Source organism: Pseudomonas fluvialis (assembly GCF_014207935.1).
In the GTDB taxonomy this organism is placed as follows: Bacteria; Pseudomonadota; Gammaproteobacteria; order Pseudomonadales; family Pseudomonadaceae; genus Aquipseudomonas; species Aquipseudomonas fluvialis_A.
Map to the genome: position 1 here is coordinate 531,273 of NZ_JACHLL010000001.1, position 21,396 is coordinate 552,668.

The following is a 21,396-nucleotide window of genomic DNA, read 5'->3' on the forward strand; positions in this document are numbered from 1 at the left end:
AGAGAGAAATCCCCACATGACACCCACAGCCACCCTGATGCTCGAACGCTCCGCCCAACATTTCGTCGATGGCCAGTACCTGCCCGGTAACGGCGCCCGCGTGGCCATCATCGACCCGGCTACCGAAGCCGAAATCGGCAGCTATGCCGAGGCCATCGAGGCCGAGATGGAACAGGCCATTGCCCTGGCCAACCAGGCCCAGAAGGGCTGGTGGGCGCTCAGCGCCCTGGAGCGCGCCGACGCCCTGCACCGGGTCGCCGACCGTCTCGGCGAACTCAGCGCCCAGGTGGGCGAATGCCTGACCCGCGAGATGGGCAAACCCTACCGCGAAGCCGAGTGGGAGGCCGGCGCTTCGGCCTCGGCCTTCCGCTACTACGCCGAACTGGCCCGTCAGGAACACGGCCGCGTGGCCGGCCCGGCCATCGCCGGCCAGCTGCACATGACCATCAAGGAGCCGCTGGGCACCGTAGTTTCCATCGTGCCCTACAACTTCCCGGTGCTGCTGTTCGGCTGGCAGGCCGCGGCCTCGCTGGCGGCCGGCAACGCCATCATCGTCAAACCGTCGGAGCTGACCTCGCTGACCCTGCTGCTGGTCATGCAGGCTTTCGACCATCTGCCGGCCGGGCTGGTGCAGTGCCTGACCGGCGGCGCCAACGTCGGCCGCCATCTGGTGGCGCACCCGCACACCCATGCCGTGGCTTTCACCGGCAGCGTGCCGGCCGGTCAGGCGGTGGCGCAGAGCGCCGCGCTGCGCTTCAAGCCGGTGCTGATCGAAGCCTCCGGCAACGACCCGTTCATCGTCATGCCCTCGTCGCCGGTGGAGATCGTTGCCCGTGGCGCCGCCTTCGCCGCCTTCCTCAACTGCGGTCAGGTGTGCACCTCGGCCGAGCGTTTCTACGTGCATGAAGATGTCTACGACCGCTTCGTCAGCGCCCTGGCGGCCGAGGCCCGCAAGCTGCGCATCGGCAACGGCTTGGAGTGCGTGGACATCGGCCCGATGGCGTCGGCCCGCGAGCGGGCGCGGGTAGAGAACATCGTGGCCCGCGCCGTGGAACAGGGCGCGCGCATCGTCTGCGGCGGCAAGCGCCCGGCAGACCGCGAGCAGGGCTGGTTCTTCGAACCCACCGTGCTGGAAGTCAGCCACGCGATGGACATCATGCACGGCGAGTGCTTCGGCCCGCTGGCGCCGGTATGCAAAGTGCGCAGCTTGGACGAGGCCATCGCTCTGGCCAACGACTCCGAATTCGGCCTGGGCGCCAACATCTACACCGAGAACCTCGCCGAAGCCATGCGCGCGGTGAACGAGATCGAGTCCGGCATCGTCTGGGTCAACACCCCGCTCAACGACAACGACTGCGTGCCCTTCGGCGGCCGCAAGATGACCGGTCAGGGCCGTGAACTGGGCATCGAGGGGCTGGAGCAATTCCGCCGCTCGAAGATGGTGATGATCGCCCCGCAGGCCATCGACGACCCGGAATGGTTCCCCTACCCCGATGACGAGGCCTTCCCGGCCACGCAGCAGTAACCCCGACAACAAGCACAAGACAGGAGCGTTACCCGATGAATCGTCGCACTTTGCTGAAAAACGCCGGCCTGGCTGCCGCCATGGCGGCGGCCGCGGCCGCCAGCCGGACCAGTCTGGGCGCCACCACCAGCCCGAAACGGGTCATCGTGATCGGCGCCGGCATCGCCGGTCTGGCCGCAGCCAGCCAACTGGCCGGGCGTGGCCATCAGGTCACCGTACTGGAGGCGCGCAACCGTCTCGGCGGCCGCACCTGGACCAGCGCCGCCTGGGCAGACGCGCCGGTTGATCTCGGGGCCTCCTGGATTCACGAGATGGACGGCAACCCGCTCACGCCGCTGGCGCAGGATGCCGGGGCCACGCTGATCACCACCAGCTACGACAGCACCATTGACTACGACGTCAACGGCCGCCCGATCAGCGCCACCCGTGCGGCGCGCCTGGCCGAGCTCAAGGATGAGCATGACTGGGCCATCCGTCAGGGGCAGAACGACGCCATCGACCGCTCGGTGCGCAACACCGTGGAGAGCCAGCTGGACTGGGCCAGCCTCGAAACAGCCGATCAGGAACTGCTGGCGTTCATCACCAACAGCACCGTGGAGCAGGAGTACGCGGGCAGCCGCAATGACCTGTCCACCTACTGGTTCGACAGCATGGGCGGCTATAACGGCGAGGACGCCGTGTTCGAAGACGGCTACCGCACCCTGGTCAACCATCTGACGCGCGGCCTCAACGTGCAGCTGGGACAGGTGGTCAGCGCCATCGACTCCAGCACGGCGGCCGTCAAGGTCACCACCAACAAGGGCAGCTTCAGCGCCGACCGGGTCATCCTTACCGTGCCGCTGGGCGTACTGAAGAAGGGCTCGATCAAATTCACCCCGGCTCTGCCGACCAAGAAGACCACCGCCATCAGCAAGCTCGGCATGGGCCATTTCAACAAGTGCTACCTGCGCTTCCCGACCCAGTTCTGGCCGCAGGAAGACTGGCTGGAATATATCCCGCCGCTGTCCCAGCACGGCCAGTGGAGTCAGTGGCTGAACCTGGCCCGACTGACCGGCCAGCCGATCCTGCTGGGCTTCAACGCCGGGGACTTCGGCGGGCAGATCGAAGCCTGGAGCGATGCGCAGATCGTCGCCGGCGCCATGACGCGGCTCAAACAGATGTTCGGCAGCGGCATCCCCGACCCGATCGGTTTCCAGATCACCCGCTGGAGCCAGGACCCGTACAGCTACGGGGCCTATTCCTTCTACAAACTGGGCTCCAAACCGGCGATGCGCGACGACCTGGCCGCGCCTATCTCAAACCGCGTGTTCTTCGCCGGCGAGGCGACCCACCGACAGATGTTCGCCACCGTGCACGGCGCCCTGCTCTCCGGCCAGCGCGCCGCCACCCAGGCCGAGGCCTGATCCCCTGCGGCCGCCCGGAAAAGCCGGGCGGCCCGAACACCTATGCCCGCAATACGCCTCAGGCCACCGCCTGCCGTTCGGCCATGGCCCTGGCCTGCTCACGCAGGAGGAACTTCTGCACCTTGCCGGTGGAGGTCTTGGGCAGACTGGCGAACACCACCTGCCCCGGCACCTTGAAGCGCGCCAGGTGCTGCTGGCACCAGGTGATCACCTCCTCGGCCGAGAGGCTGGCGCCGTCACGCAGGGTAACGAAGGCGCAGGGCGTCTCGCCCCACTTGGCATGCGGCATGGCCACCACCGCGGCTTCGAGGATCAGCGGATGACGGTAGAGCGCGTCCTCCACCTCGATGGAGGAGATGTTCTCGCCACCGGAGATGATGATGTCCTTGCTGCGGTCGCGGATTTCCACGTAGCCATCGGGGTGCCACACGGCCAAGTCGCCGGAGTGGAACCAGCCGCCGTCGAAAGCCTCGGCAGTAGCGCTGGGGTTCTTCAGGTAGCCCTTCATCACCAGGTTGCCGCGCATCATGATCTCGCCAAGGGTCTGGCCATCCTTGGGCACCGGCTGCAGGGTGTCCGGGTCGGCCACCATCAGGCCGTCGAGCAGCAACTGGCGCACCCCTTGACGAGCCTTGAGGCGGGCACGCTGTTCGGACGGCGCGGCATCCCATTCATCCTGCCAGGCACAGACCACGCTGGGGCCGTAGGTTTCGGTCAGGCCGTAGACGTGGGTGACGCGGAAATCCAGCGCCTCCATGGCCTCGATCACCGCCGCGGGCGGCGCCGCGCCGGCGGTCATCACCTTGACCGGGCGGTTCTTCAGCGCCTTCAGCTCGTCACTGGCATTGGCCAGCATGTTCAGCACGATCGGCGCGCCGCAGAAATGATCGACGCCATGCTCGGCCAGCGCCGGGTAGATGGCCTCGGCGCGCACATGGCGCAACGCCACGCTGGTGCCGACCGCCGCCGCCAGTGCCCAGGGGAAGCACCAGCCGTTGCAATGGAACATCGGCAGGGTCCACAGGTACACCGGGAAGCGCCCCATCTCCCAGCTGATCATGTTGGAGAGCGCGTTCAGGTGCGCGCCACGGTGGTGGTAGACCACACCCTTGGGATTGCCGGTGGTGCCGGAGGTGTAGTTAAGGGCGATGGCCTGCCACTCATCTTCCGGCAGGCTCCAGGGCGCCTCGGGATCGCCCTCGGCCAGCAACTCTTCGTATTCGAGCTGGCCGATCAACTTGCCCTCGGCATAGGTCGGATCATCGATGCCGATCAGCAGCGGCGGCCTGGCCATATGACTGGCGGCGCGCAGCGCCAGCTCGCCGAACTCCTTGTCCACCAGCAGCACGCGGGCCTCGCCATGCTGCAGGATGAAGCCGATGGCTTCGGCATCCAGACGGGTGTTGATGGCATTGAGCACCGCGCCGCACAGGGGCACGCCAAAGTGCGCCTCGAACATCGCCGGGCCGTTGGGCGCCAGGACCGCCACGGTATCGCCCAACCCGATGCCCCGCGCCGCCAGCGCCGAACCCAGCCGGCGACAGCGCGCATAGGTCTCGCCCCAGGTCTGCCGCAGGGGCCCGTTGATCAGCGCCACACGCTCCGGATAGACAGTGCCGGCACGCTCGAGAAAGGTCAGCGGGCTTAGCGCCTGAAAGTTCGCGGCCACCGGCGGCATGCCGAGTTCGTAGGGATTGTAGGGGGTCATCACGGGCTCTCCGAAGCGGGGTCTGCGCAGCGTGCGACCCTAGCAGAAGCCTGCCGCAGCGGCTGTACGACCTTGGTCGCGGGCGTGACTCTGCAGTCACGACCTGCGTCAGGTTAGGCACTTAACCGGCCGCCCGCGCGGCCGTCTGCCCGTTTTACCTGGGAGTGGTTGTCTGATGTCGCGTCTACCGGTGATCGTCGGCTTTGGGGGCTATAACGCCGCCGGTCGCAGTTCCTTCCATCACGGCTTCCGCCGTTACGTTCTGGACAGCCTCGACGCTGGCCAGCGCCAGCAGACCCTGGCCAGCCTGGCCGTGCTGATGGGGCTGGTGGTGTACCGCGACGGTCAGTACCACGACGGCGAAGGCCAGCCGCTGGACCTGACGACTCTGGAAAACCGCTTCGGCGAGCAGATCCGCGCCGGCACCCTGATCCGCCGCATCGACAGGCAGTACCTGGATGTCGACGCGGTGCACTGGCAGAAGAACCTCACCGTCACCGGCACCGCCGGCAAGCCGCTGGTCTTCATCACCCTGCGCAAGCAGCTGCCCGAGCCGCTGCCCAGCGACTGGATCGTCGAGCCGCTCAACGACACCGAGGTGCAGGTCACCCTATATGACGGCTGCGACATCAAGGTCGACAGTTTCCGCGCCCTGCCGGTGAAGTCCGCCGGCCAGTTGCCCAGCGGCTTCGATCCCGCCGCGCTCTACCCCTCGCGATTCCACCCGCGCGGCCTGCAACTGGCCATCGTCGGCGCCAGCGATGCCCTGCAGTCCATCGGCCTGCCGTGGGCAACCATCAGCGCCGCCGTGGCCCCGGACGAGATCGCCGTGTACTCCGGCAGCGTGATGAGCCAGCTCGACGAGAATGGCTACGGCGGTCTGCTGCAATCGCGTCTCAAGGGTGGCCGGGTCACCGCCAAGCAGCTGCCGCTGGGGCTCAACACCATGCCGGCGGACTTCATCAACGCCTACGTGCTGGGCAGCGTCGGCAGCACCGGCAGCGTCACCGGCGCCTGCGCCACCTTCCTCTACAACCTGCAGAAAGCCGTGGAGAGCATCCAGAGCGGGCGCACCCGCGTGGCCATCGTCGGCAACAGCGAGGCGCCGATCACCACCGAATGCATCGACGGCTACGGCGCCATGGGCGCGCTGGCCACCGAGGATGCCCTGCGCCAGATCCAGCAGCGCAGCGGCGATGACAGCGAGAGCGTCGACCTGCGCCGCGCCAGCCGGCCGTTCGGCGACAACTGCGGCTTCACTCTGGCCGAGTCGAGCCAGTACGTGGTGCTGATGGACGACGAGCTGGCCCTGCAGCTGGGCACCGACATCCACGGTGCGGTGCCGGACGTATTCATCAATGCCGACGGCTTCAAGAAATCGATTTCCGCACCCGGCCCGGGCAACTACCTGACCCTGGCCAAGGCCGTGGCCAGCACCATGGCTCTGGTCGGCACGGAAACCGTGCGCCAGCACAGCTTCGTGCATGCCCACGGTTCCAGCACTCCGGCTAACCGCGTGACCGAGTCCGAGCTGCTCGACCGTATTGCCGGCGCCTTCGCCATCGAGTCCTGGCCGGTCACCGCGGTCAAGGCCTACGTCGGCCACAGCCTGGCCGCCGCCAGCGCCGACCAGTTGATCGCCGCCCTGGGCACCTTCGCCAGCGGCATCCTGCCGGGGATCAAGACCATCGACCGGGTCGCCGACGACGTGCACCGTCAGCACCTGGAGATCGTCACCGCCGACCGCCAGCAGCCGCTGCAGGTGGCCTTCCTCAACTCCAAGGGCTTTGGCGGCAACAACGCCAGCGCTGCCGTGCTGGCGCCGTGCCTGGTCGAGCAGTTGCTGCAACGCCGTCACGGCGAAGACGCGTTGGACGCCTGGCGTCAGCGCCGCGAGCAGACCCGCGCCGAGGCCGCCGCCTATGACCAGCGCGCCCTGCAGGGAGAACTGGGCATCCTCTACCGCTTCGGTGAAGCGCTGATCGACGAGCACGAACTGCACATCGATCAACAGCAGATCCGCGTACCGGGCTTTGCCCAGCCGATCCAGTACGCCGCCAACCCGGGTTATGCCGACCTGAGTGAAGGCTGACAGGCCGCCGGGATGGACCGAGCATCCCGGCCTCACTCGCAGGAAAAGACGATTCTGGAATAGTTACAAAACAAATCAGTCTAAAAACGCATAACAAGCATTGCTAAGATGCCGGCCTTTCTTATCGAGCCCCGCACCGGCAGGTAGAGCAGCATGGATTTCGGAATTCTCGGTTTCATCGTCGCCGGCCTGGTGGTGGGCTTTATCGTCGGCATGACCGGCGTGGGCGGTGGCTCGCTGATGACGCCGATCCTGCTCTGGTTCGGCATCAACCCGGCCACGGCCGTGGGCACCGACCTGCTGTACGCTGCCATCACCAAGTCCGGCGGCATTGTTGTGCATCAGCGCAACCGCAACATCGACTGGAGCATCACCGGCTGGCTGACCCTGGGCAGCGCACCGGCTGCCGCCCTGACCCTGTGGCTGCTGAACACGCTGCACAGCGATACCGAAGCTCTGAACGCGGTGATCAAGCATGCGCTGGGCTATGTGCTGCTGCTGACCGCGCTGGCCATCCTGTTCAAGCAACGCCTGCTGGACTTTGCCAAACGCCATGCCGGCGATCACTACCACCTCAGCGACCGTACCCTCAATGCCCTGACCGTGGGCACCGGCATTCTGCTCGGCGTCATGGTTACCCTCACCTCGATTGGCGCCGGCGCCCTGGGCACGGTGGCACTCTTTCTGCTCTACCCGTATCTGGTGACCAAGCGTCTGGTCGGTACCGAGATCGCCCACGCGGTGCCGCTGACCCTGATTGCCGGCCTCGGCCACGCCAGCATGGGCAACATGGACTGGCACTTGCTGGGCTACCTGCTGATGGGCTCGCTGCCCGGCATCTACCTGGGCAGCCATCTCTCGGGACGCATTCCTGACCCGGTACTGCGCCCCTGCCTGGCCACCATGCTCGGCTTCATCGGTTACAAGCTGGTCCTCTGACCGCTCAGCGCTGCAGCACGTATTCCCCGCTGAACTGCACGGCTACCCGCCCTTCGGCATCCAGCACCTCGCTATTGAGGGTCAGCCGGGCCACGCCGCGACGCTGAAACAGCGTGACAAAACGCTGCCAGTCTTCGGCAGCGGGAGCACTGCAGCGCGACAATGCATCCCCCTCCAGCGGCAGCAGATAGCTGATCTGCGCATTGCGTATGACCACCGCGCCAGCCAGGCCGCTCTCCGCCAGCCGCAGGTGCAGCCAGCCCCAGCCGGCCAGCAGGGCGGCGCAATAGAGACTGCCGCCAAACTGGGTACCGTGCGGGTTGCCATTGGCCGCCAGCGGCAGGCTCAGGCACAGCTGATGGTCCTGCCAGCGTTCAACCCGAACCTGCAACGCGCGGCACAAGGGAATTTCCTCGTACAGCAGAGCCTGCAAAGACTCGGCGGTCGCGCTCATCAGTCCAGCGCCCGCGCCAGCTGGATCAGTTCGTCACGCCAGGCGGCGGCCTGCGGCAAGGCGATGAACGAGGGATTGAGGAAGCTCTCGCGGGCCTCGTAGGTCAGGGCCCTGGCCTTGAGGTCGAGCACTTCGCCGCCCGCGCCTTCCAGCACGCCCTGGGCCGCGGCGGTGTCCCACTGCGAGGTCGGCGCCAGACGCGGATAGCAATCGGCGCTGCCTTCGGCCAGCTGGCAGAACTTCAGTGAGCTGCCGACGCTGACCAGATCAAGGTCGCCGAACTGTTCGCTGAGACCGGCCAGCAGACGCTCCTGCGCCGGGCTGGAATGACGTCGGCTGGCGACCACGGTGAAAGCCTCGGCCGGGTTCAGACGCACGGCAAGGCGCTCGGCTTCCTGCCCCGGATCGACCCGCCAGGCGCCCAAGCCGGCGCCGCCGTAGTAGACGCGACCACTGGCCGGAATGCCGACCACGCCCAGCAGCACCCTGCCCTGCTCGATCAGGGCGACGTTGACGGTGAACTCTTCACTGCCGGCGATGAATTCCTTGGTGCCGTCCAGCGGGTCGACCAGCCACCAGCGGGTCCACGCCGCGCGCTCGTTCAGGGCAATGTCGGCGGCCTCTTCGGAAAGCACCGGCAGCTCGGGCGCCAGGGCGCGAAGCCCGGCGTCGAGAATGGCATGGGCGGCCAGGTCGGCGGCCGTCACCGGAGAAGCATCGGACTTCTCGGTCACCGCCACGTCGTTGCGCCAGAACGGCAGGGTGGCCTCACCGGCGCGGCGTACCAGGTCGATCAGGGCGGGAAACAGTTGCTGGCTCATGCCGGAAATTCTCCTCGTTGCATCAGTAGGTCGCGCACCAGATAGAGCGCGGCGAGGGCGCGGCCCTCGGAAAACTGTGGGTGCTGGATCAGGCTGGACAGCTCATGCAGGCTGACCCGGTCGACGCGCATCGGCTCCGGCTCATCGCCGGGCAGGCGCTCCTCGTAGAGATCACGGGCCAGTACCACCTGGATCTTCTGGCTCATGTAGCCGGGCGACAGGCTCAGCTCGGTGATCAGTTCCAGCTGGCGGGCGCCAAAACCGGCCTCTTCCTTCAGCTCGCGGTCGGCCGCCAACAGCACGTCCTCGCCCGGCTCGACCAGGCCCTTGGGTAGCGACAGCTGGTAGTCGTCGGTGCCGGCGCAGTATTCCTCCACCAGCACAGCATGCTCGGCGTCGGCCATGGCCACCACCATCACCGCGCCATGGCCGTGACCACGGCTGGCCAGGCGCTCGTAGGTGCGCTCCACGCCGTTGGAGAAACGCAGGTGCAATTGCTCGACGCGGAACAGGCGGCTGCTGGCAACGATTTCGCTGGCCAGCACGGTAGGCTTCTGGCGCATGGGGCTCTCCCTGAATGACGCGCTATCATACCGCGCCTGACAGCCCGCCAAAGAATTGCGCACATGCCGACACTGCCCTGGTCCACCATCGACACCGTTCTGCTCGACATGGACGGCACCCTGCTCGACCTGCACTTCGACAACCATTTCTGGCTCGAACACCTGCCCGAACGCTACGCCTCGCACCACGGCATCGACCGTGCGCAGGCCGAGGCCGAGCTGTTGCCGCTGTTCCACGAACACGCCGGGCAGCTGAAGTGGTACTGCCTGGACTTCTGGAGCGCCGAGCTGGGCCTGGACGTTGCCCTGCTCAAACGCGAGGTGGACCATCTGATCCAGCTGCGCCCGCACGCCGACACCTTCCTCGCCGCCCTGCGCAGCGCCGGCAAGCGCGTGGCACTGATCACCAACGCCCACCGCGGCTCGCTCTCGCTCAAGCTGGAGAAGGTCGAGCTGGCGCCCTGGTTCGACCGCCTGATCAGCTCCCACGACTACGGTTTCCCCAAGGAAGACCAGCAGTTCTGGTTCGCCCTGCAGCAGGAATTCCCCTTCGACCCGGCCCGCACGCTGTTCATCGACGACAGCCTGCCAATCCTGCGCAGCGCCCGGCAGTTCGGCGTCGCCCATCTGCTGGCAGTCGAGCAGCCGGACAGCCGCAAACCGGCCAAGGCCACCGAGGAGTTTGCCGCGGTGGTGGACTATCTTGAACTGGTCGGCCAATTGCGCAGCCCCTGCTGAAATCCGCCATGCTCAAGTCCTGCTGGCTCACCCTGTTGTTGCTCTGCTCGTGCGCCAGTCAGGCCGCCGAGCTGCGCCTGTGCCAGCATGCGCCGGAAAAATACGCCTACCGCCTGGAACTGACCGAGCTGATTCTGGCGCGCACCGCCGGCACCTTCGGCCCACAGCACATCGCCAGCCCCGAACAGGCCGACCCACCGCAGGAGCGCTGCCTGCACCTGCTGCAGGAACGGCAGGTGGATCTCGCCTTCGTCCCGCCAACCGCTGAACGACTGCGCGACTTTGCCGTGATTCCCGTGGACCTGCACCAGGGCATGCTCGGCTATCGCCTGCTGCTGATCCGCCGCGACCAGGCCGAGCGCTTTGCCCGGGTACAGACACTGGAAGACCTGCGCCAGCTGCGCGGCGGTTTCGGCAGCCAGTGGAGCGACTTCAGCGTGTTTGCCGCCAATGGCCTGCCAGTGGTCGGCATGGCCAACCCGAACAACCTGCTGGCCATGCTCAGCCAGGGCCGTTTCGACTACTACCACCGTGGCCTGCACGAGGCTTGGAGTGATCTGGCGCACCACCCCGAATACCCGAACCTGATGGTCGAACCACACCTGGCGCTGGTCTATCCGATGCCGGTGTACTTCACCTTCCATCGCCACGCTCAGGCTCTCAAACAGCGCTTCGAGGAAGGGCTGCGCCTGATTCAGGCCGATGGCAGCCTTGAGGCCCTGTTCCAGCGACATTTCGGTGCCATCGCCGACCGCGCCGGGTTGACCCGGCGGCGACTGATACCCCTCGACTACCCGGCCCCCGCCGGCCTGCCGGCCACCACCCGCCCGGCATGGCTCAAGCGCTGAACCGACTGCGCGCTACACAGCGAGTTCCCCTTCGGTGCAGCCTGATGTCGAGGTCGTGAAGTGCCTCGCAGACCGCGCAATTGGCACTTGAGCTAGGCAGCCCGACTCAGCAGCATGCGCGCCATTAATCCCCCCGCAAGGTGAACCATGAAACTCGCTGCACTGCTTATGCCGCTCTCCCTGTCTCTGGTCCTGGCTCCCGGTCTGGCGCTGGCCGGCAGTAATACCGAAGCCGCCGTCGGAGGTGCGCTGGGCGGCGTGCTCGGCAGCGTGGTCGGTGAGCAGATCGGCGGCAGCACCGGTGCCACCATCGGCGCCGGCGTCGGCGGCGCCGCCGGCAGCGCCGTGGGCGCGGACAAGGGCAGCCGCACCGAAGCCGCCATCGGCGGCGGCATCGGCGCCGCCGGTGGCCAGGTGATCGGCAGCAAGGTCGGTGGCAGCACCGGCGGCATGATCGGCGCCGGCGTTGGCGGTGCAGCCGGCGGCGCGCTGGGCAACGAATACGGTGATGGCAACCGCGACGACGATCACGACGGCCGCCGCTACAGTCGCGATGATGGCTACCGTTACAGCCGCTATGACGATGACGGGCACCCCGGCCGCGCCCTCGGCCACAAGAAAGAGCAGTGGCACAAGAAGCACCGCTAAGGGCTAGACCCACCCCGCCACTGCCGAGCAACGCCGCGCCCCGACAGGAAGCGCGGCGTTTTCATTTCACGCGCCAGCCTCCTGCAGAGGCGTACCGCTCATTGCCGAAGCGATCTGCCACACCCGCCCTCCCTATGCCCCTCCATTCATCAGGCTGTTGATCGCTGCAGGGCCCAGCCGCCGCGCCAGCTCATACTTTCGAGCGACACACAGAATCCTCCCTTGGTGCGCTTATCCGCCTGTCGCTCTCTGCGTACGTTGCTCTCGCCAATTCACATCAGGAGAGCCGCATGAGAACAACAACAAGGCCCACACGCTTCACCCGCCACAGCCTCGCGCTGGCCATCGGCCTGGCCGCCAGCAGCGCCGCGCACGCGGTCAACTTCAACATCGGAGAAATCGAGGGGCAGCTGGATTCCTCGCTGTCGGTCGGCGCCAGCTGGTCGCTGCGCGGAGCCGATCCGGATCTGGTCGGCAGCGCCAACTTTGCCCACAACGGCCGACGCGGCACCGGCTTCACCCAGACCGGCGATGACGGCCGACTGAACTTCAAGCAGGGCGAGACCTTCTCGAAGATCTTCAAGGGCATCCACGACCTCGAACTCAAGTACGGTGATACCGGCGTGTTCGTCCGTGGCAAGTACTGGTACGACTTCGAACTGAAGGACGAAAGCCGTCTGTTCAAGGACATCGACGACAGCAACCGCAAGCAGGCCGCGCAGGCCTCAGGCGCGGAAATCCTCGACGCCTTCGTCTACCACAACTACGACATCGCCGACCTGCCGGGCAGCGTGCGCGCGGGCCGTCAGGTCGTGAGCTGGGGCGAGAGCACCTTTATCGGCAACGGCATCAATGCGATCAACCCGGTCGACGCCGCCGCCTTCCGCCGCCCGGGCGCGGAGATCAAGGAAGGTCTGATTCCGGTCAACATGCTCTACATCTCGCAGAGCCTGACCGACCAGCTGTCCGCCGAGGCGTTCTACCAGCTGGAGTGGGATCAGACCGTCGTCGACAACTGCGGCACCTTCTTCGCCAGCTCCGACGTGCTCGCCGATGGCTGCGCCGACAACTACAACATCCTCGACGGCGCCACCGTCGGCCGCCTGCAGCCGCTGTCCGGGCTGCTCGCGACGCGTGGCGTGGCGCTCACCCAGGAAGGCCTGATCGTACCGCGCGGCGGCGACCGCGATGCGCGTGATGACGGTCAGTACGGCCTGGCCCTGCGCTGGATGGGTGACGACACCGAGTACGGCGCCTACCTGATGAACTATCACAGCCGCTCGCCGAACGTCAGCTACACCACCGGCAGCGCCGCGCAGATCGCCAGCGCCTTCACCACCCTCGGCGGTGCCCTGGCCCAGCCGATCCTGCTCGGCAACGGCGAGTACTACCTGGAATACCCGGAAGACATCCGCCTGTACGGCGCCAGTTTCGCCACCACCCTGCCCACCGGCACGGCCTGGTCCGGCGAGATCAGCTACCGGCCGAACATGCCGCTGCAGATCAACGGCACCGACATGACCGGCAAGCTGGCCACCGTGCCGGCGGGTGCCTTTGCCGCCGCAGGTGGTGGTGCCGCCGGGGTGATGGCGGCCATGGCCCAGGGCGACAAGGAACTGCGTGGTTACAACCGCAAGGAAGTGACGCAGGCGCAGACCACCCTGACCCACTTCTTCGATCAGGTCATGGGCGCCGGGCGCTTCACCCTGGTGGGCGAGCTGGGCTACACCAACATCGGCGCACTGGAGAGCCAGAGCGAAGTGCGCTACGGCCGCGACTCGATCTACGGTTCGCCCTATGGCACGGCAGCCTCCAATGTCGCGGCAGCGGCGGCCTATGGCTACAACGGCTTCTACACCAGCAGCTCGTGGGGTTATCGCGTGCGTGGCGTGTGGGACTACAGCAACGCCATCGCCGGCATCAATCTCAGCCCCAACATCAGCTGGGCGCATGACGTCGACGGCTACGGCCCGGTGTTCAACGAAGGCAGCAAGGCCGTCAGCTTCGGCGTCGACGCCAACTACGCCAACACCTACAACGCCAGCCTGTCGTACACCGACTTCTTCGGTGGTGATTACAACACCGCGGTTGACCGCGACTTCGTCGCCCTCAGCTTCGGCGTGAACTTCTAAGGGAATCCGTGCGCATGAAAACAACTACTCAACTGATCGCCACCCTCAGTCTTTCCCTGCTGGCCGGCAGCGTGTTCGCTGCCGTCTCCGCCGAGGAAGCGGCCAAGCTGGGCAGCAGCCTCACGCCGCTCGGTGGCGAAATGGCCGGCAACACTGCCGGCACCATCCCGGCCTGGACCGGCGGCCTGACCAAAGGCGCCGCCGCGGTGGACGCCAATGGTTTCCTCAGCGATCCGTTCGCCGGCGAGAAGCCGCTGTTCACCATCACCGCCGATAACCTGGCGCAGCATCAGGACAAACTGTCCGAGGGCCAGGTCGCCATGTTCAAACGCTACCCGGCGACCTACCGCATGCCGGTGTACACCTCACACCGCACCAGCGCCGTGCCGCAGAGCATCTACGCCGCAGCCAAATCCAGTGCGCAGAACACCACCCTGGTGGAAGGTGGCAACGGCCTGAACCACTTTGCCCAGAGCCGCTACTACGCCTTCCCGATCCCGCAGAACGGCCTGGAAGTGGTGTGGAACCACATCACCCGCTACCGCGGCGGCAACCTCAAGCGCAACATCGTGCAGGCGGTGCCGCAGACCAACGGTGACTACACCCTGGTGCAGTTCGAGGACGAGGTGGCCTTCCCCGACAACCTGGCCGACATCGACGCCGATAAGGCGGCCAACGCCCTGCTGTTTTTCAAGCAGCGCGTCACCGCGCCGTCGCGCCTGGCCGGCAACGTGCTGCTGGTGCACGACTCGCTGGACCAGATCAAGGAGCCACGCATGGCCTGGATCTACAACGCCGGCCAGCGCCGCGTGCGCCGCGCACCGCAGGTGGCCTACGACGGCCCGGGCACTGCTTCGGACGGCCTGCGTACCTCGGACAACTTCGACATGTACAACGGCGCGCCCAATCGCTACGACTGGAAGCTGGTGGGCAAGCGTGAGCTGTACATCCCCTACAACAACTACCAGCTCGACTCGCCCAGCGTGAAGTACGCCGACATCATCAAGGCCGGCCACACCAATCAGGACCTGGCGCGCTACGAGCTGCACCGCGTCTGGGAAGTGGAAGCCACGCTGAAGAGCGGCGAGCGCAACATCTACGCCAAGCGCCGCTTCTTCATCGACGAGGATAGCTGGCAGATCGCCGTGTCCGAGCACTACGACGGCCGCGGCCAGCTGTGGCGCGTCGGTCAGGCCATGCTGCTGCAGAACTACGATGTCGAAACCCCGGTGTACGCCTTTGAAGCCCTGTACGACCTGATCGGCGGACGCTACCTGGCAATCGGCATGAAAAACGAGGAAAAGCGCTCGATCCAGTACGGCGTGCACGCCTCGGTGAAGGACTTCACCCCGGCGGCACTGCGTAACGCCGGCGTGCGCTGAAGGCGTCGGATTCAAGAGTCATCAACGTTGCTCCGTGTTTAAGGCGACCCTCGTGGTCGCCTTTTTTTCACCGGCAGCACGGTGCTCAGGCACTTCTTGGTTAAGATCGTTCGCAGACAACAGGTTTCACCGCGCGGCGCTTCCAGAGAGAAGCTCGCCCCCTGACAACACGTCGTTTCCTGACAACCGTCGTTTTCTGACAACCGTCGTTTTCTGACAACAACAAGAGTCGTGGCCATGACCTCGTCCGTACCGTCACCCGTCCATCTCGCCGCACTGCCACGTCTGCCGTCCACGCACATCAAGCGCCCGCGCCTGGCCCAGCCCCTGCTGAGCAATGCCTGTCGGCTCAACCTGATCTGCGCCCCGGCCGGGTTCGGCAAGAGCGTGCTGCTCAACGAATGCGTGCGCCAGTTGCCCGGCGATACCCGCGTGCTCTGGCTCGACCTGCTCGGCCAAGAGCTGACGCCCGCCGAGCTGCTCGCCCGCCTGGGCCATGCCCTGCATCAGGCTCCCGGCAGCGGCGAACCCCTGGAACAGCTGACCCAACTGCTCAGCCATCAGGAACAGCCACTGCTGATCGTCCTCGACGACTACCCGCGCCAGTCCTGCGGCGAACTGGATGCCTGCCTCGAACGCCTGCTCGAACGCGGCCCGCACACCCTGCGCTGGTGGATCAGCGGCCGCCGCCGGCCGGCCTGGAACCTGCCGCGCCTGCTGCTGCAGGGCGACCTGCAGGAGTATGACGCCCACGACCTGGCGCTGGATGCCCAGGAACTGGCTCGCCTGCTGGAACAGCGCCAGCTGCTGCTCAGCAGCGAGCTGCAGGAGCAGCTGCTGCACCACAGCGAAGGCTGGCTGGCCGGCATCTGCCTGCTGCTCATGCAGGGCGGCGGCGAACAGCTGGGCGAACGCCTGCAGCAGGGCTCGGCGCTGCTCCTCGAATACCTCGAACGCGAGGTGCTGGAAGGCCTGCCGACGGCGCTGCGCGAAGCGCTGATCGCCCTTAGCCATATCCCGCGCTTCAGCGCCGCGCTGTGCGCCGTGCTGTTCGACGAGGACAACGGCCCGGAACTGCTCGCCACCCTGCGCAGCCGCCAGCTGTTCCTCCACCGCCTCGACCACAGCAACGAATGGTTCCGCCTCTGGCGACCTCTGGCCACAGCCCTGCGCCGCCTGCCACAGCCGCGCAGCCCGCAGCGCCTGCACCTGCTGGCCTGCCGCTGGTTCGCCGAGCGCGACGATGTGCGCGCCGCGGTGGAACATGCCCTGGCCGCCGAGCAGCCCGAAGTCGCCGCCAACTACCTGCAGCAATACGGACAGGAGCAGCTGCTGATCGGCAACAGCGTCGCCCAGTTCCTGCAGTGGCGCAGCGAGTTGCCGGCCAGCCTGTTCTCCAGCACGCCACGGCTGATCGCCCTGCAGGCCTGGGCACTGATCATCAGCACCCGCCTCGACGAGGCCGACCAGTGCGTGCAGGACCTGCCGCGCTTCCTGCCGCAGCCCGATGCCCGGCGCCAGCAACAGCTGCTGGCCCAGTACCAGGCCATCCGCGGCGTCATCGAGCGCCAGCGCGGCCTGCGCAGTGCCCGTCAGCACTGCCTGGAAGCCCTGGAGCAACTGCCGGCCAGCGCCTGGTCGCAGCGCATGCTATGCCAGCAGGCCCTGGCCCAGCAGGCCATGGCCGAACTGGATCTGCCCACCGCTCAGCAGTACTGCCAGGCCGCCCTGCAGAATGCCCGGCAGAAGGGCAGCGTGCTGTACGAGGCGCTGCTGAATGTCGACCGCGTGCACCTGCTCAGTCAGCTCGGCGAACTGGACACCGCCCAGCAGGTGGTGGAGGACAACCTGCAGCGCCTGCGCGAGGCCGGACGCCAGGGCCCTGTGGCGGCGCGCCTGTGGCTGCTCAAGGGCAGCCTGCTGTTTGCCCAGGAGCAGATCGAGGCGGCCGAAGCCGCCCTACGCCAGGGCCTGCAGGTGGCCGAACAGAGCCAGGATGCCTACCTGTTGTTCGGCTACGTCGGCCTCGCCGAACTGGCGGGCGAGCGAGGCGAATATGGCGAGGCCCTGCAATTGCTGCACAAGGCCGAGCGGCAGATGCAGTGGCTGCACGTTGCCGAGGTGCGCTACCGCCAGGTGCTGCGCCTGGCCCACGGCCAACTGGCGCTGCGCCAGCAGGCCTATGACCATGCCCTGCAACTGTTCGGTGAGGTCATCGACAGCCTGGCCAGCGGCGGCCAGCTGGCACCCTCGGGTTTCTACGACCTGGCCCTGCGCGCACGCCTGTGCCAGGCCCAGGCCCTGCTGGCCATGGCCGACGCCAGCGGCGCGCAGCGCATACTGGCGCCACTGCTGGAGGAGTGCCAGACCCGCGGCTACCGCCGCCTGGCCGCCGAAACCCGGCTGAGCCTGGCCCACGCAGGGCTTCAGCAAGGCGCCGTCGACGGTGCCCTGGCGCAGCTGCGGCCACTGCTCGCCGACGCCGCGAACCTGCGCCTGCTCCCGGCTTTGCGCGTCTTGTTGCAGCACCACGCCGAAGGCCTCGCCGCGCTGTTCGACGACCCCGCCCATGGTGCCCTGCTGAGCCAGCTGGCCCCCGGCGCGGCGCAGACCGAACCGGCGCGCACCTGCCTGCTCAGCGGCCGCGAACGCAAGGTCCTGCAACTGATCGCCAGCGGCCTGTCCAACCAGCAGATCGCCGAGCAGCTGTACATCTCCCTGCACACCGTGAAGACCCACGCGCGGCGCATTAACGTCAAACTCGGCGTGGTCCGCCGCACCCAGGCGGTGGCTCAGGCCAAGGCGCTCGGCTGGCTGGACTGAAGGGTGTTACCACGGGCCACAGCCGTACGTTTTCTGCGGGAAAAATCACCGCCGATCAACGCACGGCCAGCCCGTCCATTCAGCCGGCTGATCGTACCTACGAGCGATAGTGACGGCGCCCGATCGCCCCTAAGCTGGTCTTCGAATGGCCGCCCTCGGCGGCCCCTTGCCATCGTCCGCGCACCTTGCGCTCGCCTGCGGAGCCGCCATGCACAATAACAATCAAGGCTACCCCTCCAGCCTGTCCGCCTGGACCACGGTGATCATCCTGATGATCGCCTACGTGTTGTCGTTCATCGACCGGCAGATCCTCAACCTGCTGGTCGAGCCGATCCGCCGTGACCTGGTCATCAGCGACACGCAGATGAGCCTGCTGATGGGCCTGTCCTTCGCCCTGTTCTACACCGTGTGCGGCATCCCCCTCGGGCGCCTGGCCGATACCAGGAGCCGCCGCGGCCTGATCGCCATCGGCGTGCTGTTCTGGAGCGCCGCCACCGCAGCCTGCGGCACGGCCAAGCTGTACTGGCAGTTCCTCATCTGCCGCGTCGGTGTCGGCGTGGGCGAAGCCGCGCTGTCGCCGGCGGCCTATTCGCTGATCGCCGACAGCTTCCCGCCGGAACGCCGCGCCACTGCCATCAGCGTCTACTCCATGGGCGTGTACCTGGGTTCGGGCATCGCCTTCCTGCTCGGCGGCCTGGTCATCCAGTTCGCCTCGGCCCAGGGCAACGTGGTGCTGCCGGTGCTCGGTGAAGTGCGCCCCTGGCAGCTGATTTTCCTCATCCTCGGCGCCGCCGGTGTGCTGTTTACCCTGCTCATGCTCGCCGTGCGCGAGCCGGCGCGGCGCGGCGTCGGCGCCGGCGTGGCCGTGCCGCTGGCGGAAGTCGGCCGCTATATCCGCAGCAACCGCCGCACCGTGCTGTGCCACAACTTCGGCTTCGCCGGTCTGGCCTTCGCCGGCTACGGCAGCGCGGCGTGGATTCCCACCTTCTTCATCCGCACCTACGGCTGGGACGCCGGCCAGGTCGGCGTGATCTACGGCAGCATTGTCGCCGTCTGCGGCTGCTTCGGCATCGTCTTCGGCGGGCGCCTGGCCGACTGGCTGGCCAAGCAGGGCCGCCGTGACGCCAACATGCGCGTCGGCCTGTATGCCGCCATCGGTGCCCTGCCCTGCGTGCTGCTGTTCCCGCTGATGGACAGCGCCCTGTGGGCCTGCGTGCTGCTGGTGCCGGCGGTGTTCTGCCTGAGCATGCCGTTCGGCGTGGCACCAGCGGCGATCCAGGAGATCATGCCCAACTCCATGCGCGGCCAGGCCTCGGCGCTGTACCTGTTCGTCATCACCCTGATCGGCCTGGGCATCGGCCCGACCGCCGTGGCCCTGGTGACCGACTTCGTCTTCGCCAACGACAACGCCCTTCGCTACTCGCTGCTGATCGTCACCGCTCTGGCCGTGCTCAGCTCGATCATCCTCCTGTCTCGCGGCCTGGCGCCCTACCGCGACAGCGTGGAGCGCCTGCAGCAGTGGAGCGCCCAGCCCGCGCAGAGCGGCAGCCTGCAGGCGGAACCGGCCTGAAGCGAAGGCCCGGACACCCCACCCAGCGAGCAGCAAAAGCCAAACGTGACGCAACAAAAAACGGGAGCCAAAGCTCCCGTTTTTTATGGATCAATCAACGCGGCTCAGAGCACCTCGAACAGCCCCGCCGCCCCCATGCCGCCACCGACGCACATGGTGATGACCACGTACTTCACGCCGCGGCGCTTACCTTCCAGCAGGGCGTGGCCAACCATGCGCGCGCCGCTCATGCCGTAGGGGTGGCCGATGGAAATCGCGCCGCCGTTGACGTTGAGCTTGGCCGGGTCGATGCCGAGCTTCTGCGCGCTGTACAGCACCTGGCAGGCGAAGGCTTCGTTGAGCTCCCACAGGCCGATGTCGTCGACGGTCAGGCCGTGCTGCTTGAGCAGTTTCGGTACGGCCAGCACCGGGCCGATGCCCATCTCTTCCGGGGCCAGGCCGGCCACGGCGATGCCACGGTACAGGCCCAGCGGCGCGATGCCGCGCTGGGCCGCCAGGGTGCCGCTCATCAGCACGCAGGCACTGGCGCCGTCGGACAGCTGGCTGGCGTTGCCGGCGGTGATGCAGCCGCCCTCGATCACCGGGTTGAGCTTGGTCAGGTCGCCCAGCACGGTCTGCGGACGATTGCCTTCGTCGAGGGAGAGGGTCACTTCCTCGTAGCTGACCGCGCCGGTTTCCTTGTCCACCAGCTTCTTGCGCGCGGTGACCGGGACGATTTCATTGGCGAACAGGCCGGCGGCCTGGGCCGCGGCGGTGCGCTGCTGCGACTGCAGGGAGTAGGCGTCCTGCGCCTCGCGGCTGATGCCGTAGCGCTTGGCGACCAGCTCGGCGGTCTGCAGCATCGGCATGTAGGCATGCTCGGCCATCTTGATCACGGCCGGGTCGGCCTCGGCGGCGGTCCACTTCATGTGGGTGTTCTGCACCAGGCTGATCTGCTCCTGGCCGGCACCGACGGTCACGGCCATGCCGTCGACCATGATCTGCTTGGCGGCGATGGAGATCGCCATCAGGCCGGAGGCGCACTGGCGGTCGATGGTCTGCCCGCTGACCGACAGCGGCAGGCCCGCGGCCAAGAGCGACAGGCGCGCCAGGTTGGTGGAGGCGGTGCCACCCTGCATGGCGGTGCCCATCACCAGGTCCTCGATCTCGGCGGCCTCGATGCCGGCGCGCTCGACCGCGGCACGGATGGCCACGGCCGCCATGGACGGCGACTTGAGGTCGTTGAAGGCACCGCGGAAGGCCTTGGCGATGGGCGTACGGGCGGTGGAGATGATGACGGCGTCTTGCATGACGGACTCCTCGGACTATCAGTCGCGGATCAGGCGGGCCATGGCCTCGCGCAGCGCGGGGGGGATGGAAACCGGGCGATTGCTCGCGCGGTCGACGAACACGTGGACGAAGCGCCCGGCCGCGCAGGCCTGCTCCTCGCCCTGTTTGAAGATGGCCAGCTCGTACTGCACCGAGCTGTTGCCCAGCTTGCCGACGCGCAGGCCGACCTCGATGCGCTCGGGGAAGGCGATAGAGGCGAAGTAGTCGCACGACGAGCTGACCACGAAGCCGACCACCTCGCCCTCATGGATATCCAGGCCACCCTGTTCGATCAGGTAGGCATTCACCGCGCTGTCGAAATAGCCGTAATAGACGACGTTGTTGACGTGACCGTAGACGTCGTTGTCGTGCCAGCGCGTGGTGATCGGCTGGAAGTGGACGTAGTCGGCGCGCAGGTGCTCAGGTTGGCTCATGCTCTGTT

The 21,396-nt window shown here is 67.0% G+C and carries 17 protein-coding genes; 11 read left to right on the forward strand and 6 right to left on the reverse strand.

Going from position 1 to position 21,396, the window contains the following annotated elements:
* Positions 1–16: 16 nt before the first annotated feature.
* The gene (locus HNP49_RS02390; protein WP_184680285.1) at positions 17–1,525 is read left to right on the forward strand and encodes an aldehyde dehydrogenase; all 1,509 of its coding nucleotides are present in this window, start codon (positions 17–19) and stop codon (positions 1,523–1,525) included.
* A 35-nt stretch (positions 1,526–1,560) separates the two neighbouring features.
* A complete protein-coding gene (locus HNP49_RS02395; RefSeq protein ID WP_184680287.1) occupies positions 1,561–2,928 on the forward strand; it encodes an NAD(P)/FAD-dependent oxidoreductase in 1,368 nt (455 codons plus the stop codon).
* 58 nt (positions 2,929–2,986) lie between these two features.
* Here the strand turns inward: HNP49_RS02395 and HNP49_RS02400 are convergent, their stop codons facing one another.
* Positions 2,987–4,636: an acyl-CoA synthetase gene (locus HNP49_RS02400; protein WP_184681147.1), complete on the reverse strand. Its 1,650-nt coding sequence runs from the start codon at positions 4,634–4,636 to the stop codon at positions 2,987–2,989.
* A gap of 175 nt (positions 4,637–4,811) precedes the next feature.
* On the opposite strand from HNP49_RS02400, the gene HNP49_RS02405 reads away from it, so the two are divergent.
* Both HNP49_RS02405 and HNP49_RS02410 read left to right on the forward strand, forming a co-directional pair.
* Positions 4,812–6,728, forward strand: a complete 1,917-nt coding sequence (locus HNP49_RS02405) for a beta-ketoacyl synthase (RefSeq protein ID WP_184680288.1) — start codon at positions 4,812–4,814, stop codon at positions 6,726–6,728.
* 153 nt (positions 6,729–6,881) lie between these two features.
* Positions 6,882–7,667 (forward strand): sulfite exporter TauE/SafE family protein, encoded by a 786-nt coding sequence (locus HNP49_RS02410; RefSeq protein ID WP_184680290.1) that lies wholly within the window; start codon positions 6,882–6,884, stop codon positions 7,665–7,667.
* 4 nt (positions 7,668–7,671) lie between these two features.
* Here HNP49_RS02410 and HNP49_RS02415 read toward each other — a convergent pair whose 3' ends face one another.
* Genes HNP49_RS02415 through nudE form a run of 3 tightly spaced genes read right to left on the reverse strand, consistent with a single transcriptional unit; the run spans position 7,672 to position 9,505 of the window.
* Positions 7,672–8,121 carry a YiiD C-terminal domain-containing protein gene (locus HNP49_RS02415; protein WP_184680292.1) on the reverse strand — a complete coding sequence of 150 codons (450 nt, stop codon included), beginning with the start codon at positions 8,119–8,121 and terminating at the stop codon, positions 7,672–7,674.
* Entirely contained in the window at positions 8,121–8,942 is an 822-nt protein-coding gene (gene cysQ, locus HNP49_RS02420; protein WP_184680294.1) for a 3'(2'),5'-bisphosphate nucleotidase CysQ, read from the reverse strand. Before cysQ ends, HNP49_RS02415 begins: the two co-directional genes overlap by 1 nt.
* A complete protein-coding gene (gene nudE / locus HNP49_RS02425; protein WP_184680296.1) occupies positions 8,939–9,505 on the reverse strand; it encodes an ADP compounds hydrolase NudE in 567 nt (188 codons plus the stop codon). Before nudE ends, cysQ begins: the two co-directional genes overlap by 4 nt.
* A gap of 63 nt (positions 9,506–9,568) precedes the next feature.
* Here nudE and yrfG point away from each other — a divergent pair, with 63 nt between their 5' ends.
* From yrfG to HNP49_RS02460, 7 genes are all read left to right on the forward strand, one after another.
* A complete protein-coding gene (yrfG, locus tag HNP49_RS02430; RefSeq protein WP_184680298.1) occupies positions 9,569–10,243 on the forward strand; it encodes a GMP/IMP nucleotidase in 675 nt (224 codons plus the stop codon).
* Between the two features lie 8 nt (positions 10,244–10,251).
* Entirely contained in the window at positions 10,252–11,091 is an 840-nt protein-coding gene (locus HNP49_RS02435; protein WP_184680300.1) for an ABC transporter substrate-binding protein, read from the forward strand.
* 147 nt (positions 11,092–11,238) lie between these two features.
* Positions 11,239–11,739, forward strand: a complete 501-nt coding sequence (locus tag HNP49_RS02440; protein WP_184680302.1) for a hypothetical protein — start codon at positions 11,239–11,241, stop codon at positions 11,737–11,739.
* Between the two features lie 290 nt (positions 11,740–12,029).
* Positions 12,030–13,871 (forward strand): DUF1302 domain-containing protein, encoded by a 1,842-nt coding sequence (locus HNP49_RS02445; RefSeq protein ID WP_184680304.1) that lies wholly within the window; start codon positions 12,030–12,032, stop codon positions 13,869–13,871.
* A gap of 14 nt (positions 13,872–13,885) precedes the next feature.
* Positions 13,886–15,253, forward strand: a complete 1,368-nt coding sequence (locus tag HNP49_RS02450; RefSeq protein ID WP_184680306.1) for a DUF1329 domain-containing protein — start codon at positions 13,886–13,888, stop codon at positions 15,251–15,253.
* A 237-nt stretch (positions 15,254–15,490) separates the two neighbouring features.
* Positions 15,491–18,076 carry a LuxR C-terminal-related transcriptional regulator gene (locus HNP49_RS02455; protein WP_184680308.1) on the forward strand — a complete coding sequence of 862 codons (2,586 nt, stop codon included), beginning with the start codon at positions 15,491–15,493 and terminating at the stop codon, positions 18,074–18,076.
* Between the two features lie 208 nt (positions 18,077–18,284).
* The gene (locus HNP49_RS02460) at positions 18,285–19,646 is read left to right on the forward strand and encodes an MFS transporter (protein WP_184680310.1); all 1,362 of its coding nucleotides are present in this window, start codon (positions 18,285–18,287) and stop codon (positions 19,644–19,646) included.
* A 104-nt stretch (positions 19,647–19,750) separates the two neighbouring features.
* Here HNP49_RS02460 and HNP49_RS02465 read toward each other — a convergent pair whose 3' ends face one another.
* On the reverse strand, positions 19,751–20,935 hold the full coding sequence (locus tag HNP49_RS02465) for an acetyl-CoA C-acyltransferase (protein ID WP_184680312.1): 1,185 nt from the start codon (positions 20,933–20,935) through the stop codon (positions 19,751–19,753).
* 18 nt (positions 20,936–20,953) lie between these two features.
* On the reverse strand, positions 20,954–21,388 hold the full coding sequence (locus HNP49_RS02470) for a thioesterase family protein (RefSeq protein WP_184680314.1): 435 nt from the start codon (positions 21,386–21,388) through the stop codon (positions 20,954–20,956).
* Positions 21,389–21,396 lie beyond the last annotated feature (8 nt).

Excerpts from the sequence above, each read along its gene's own strand:
- HNP49_RS02410 (WP_184680290.1), top strand. The coding sequence starts at position 6,882 with ATGGATTTCGGAATTCTCGGTTTCATCGTCGCCGGCCTGGTGGTGGGC.
- HNP49_RS02445 (WP_184680304.1), top strand. The coding sequence starts at position 12,030 with ATGAGAACAACAACAAGGCCCACACGCTTCACCCGCCACAGCCTCGCG.
- nudE (WP_184680296.1), bottom strand. The coding sequence starts at position 9,505 with ATGCGCCAGAAGCCTACCGTGCTGGCCAGCGAAATCGTTGCCAGCAGC.
- yrfG (WP_184680298.1), top strand. The coding sequence starts at position 9,569 with ATGCCGACACTGCCCTGGTCCACCATCGACACCGTTCTGCTCGACATG.
- HNP49_RS02395 (WP_184680287.1), top strand. The coding sequence starts at position 1,561 with ATGAATCGTCGCACTTTGCTGAAAAACGCCGGCCTGGCTGCCGCCATG.
- HNP49_RS02460 (WP_184680310.1), top strand. The coding sequence starts at position 18,285 with ATGCACAATAACAATCAAGGCTACCCCTCCAGCCTGTCCGCCTGGACC.
- HNP49_RS02405 (WP_184680288.1), top strand. The coding sequence starts at position 4,812 with ATGTCGCGTCTACCGGTGATCGTCGGCTTTGGGGGCTATAACGCCGCC.
- HNP49_RS02390 (WP_184680285.1), top strand. The coding sequence starts at position 17 with ATGACACCCACAGCCACCCTGATGCTCGAACGCTCCGCCCAACATTTC.
- HNP49_RS02435 (WP_184680300.1), top strand. The coding sequence starts at position 10,252 with ATGCTCAAGTCCTGCTGGCTCACCCTGTTGTTGCTCTGCTCGTGCGCC.
- HNP49_RS02400 (WP_184681147.1), bottom strand. The coding sequence starts at position 4,636 with ATGACCCCCTACAATCCCTACGAACTCGGCATGCCGCCGGTGGCCGCG.
- HNP49_RS02455 (WP_184680308.1), top strand. The coding sequence starts at position 15,491 with ATGACCTCGTCCGTACCGTCACCCGTCCATCTCGCCGCACTGCCACGT.
- cysQ (WP_184680294.1), bottom strand. The coding sequence starts at position 8,942 with ATGAGCCAGCAACTGTTTCCCGCCCTGATCGACCTGGTACGCCGCGCC.
- HNP49_RS02450 (WP_184680306.1), top strand. The coding sequence starts at position 13,886 with ATGAAAACAACTACTCAACTGATCGCCACCCTCAGTCTTTCCCTGCTG.
- HNP49_RS02440 (WP_184680302.1), top strand. The coding sequence starts at position 11,239 with ATGAAACTCGCTGCACTGCTTATGCCGCTCTCCCTGTCTCTGGTCCTG.
- HNP49_RS02465 (WP_184680312.1), bottom strand. The coding sequence starts at position 20,935 with ATGCAAGACGCCGTCATCATCTCCACCGCCCGTACGCCCATCGCCAAG.
- HNP49_RS02470 (WP_184680314.1), bottom strand. The coding sequence starts at position 21,388 with ATGAGCCAACCTGAGCACCTGCGCGCCGACTACGTCCACTTCCAGCCG.
- HNP49_RS02415 (WP_184680292.1), bottom strand. The coding sequence starts at position 8,121 with ATGAGCGCGACCGCCGAGTCTTTGCAGGCTCTGCTGTACGAGGAAATT.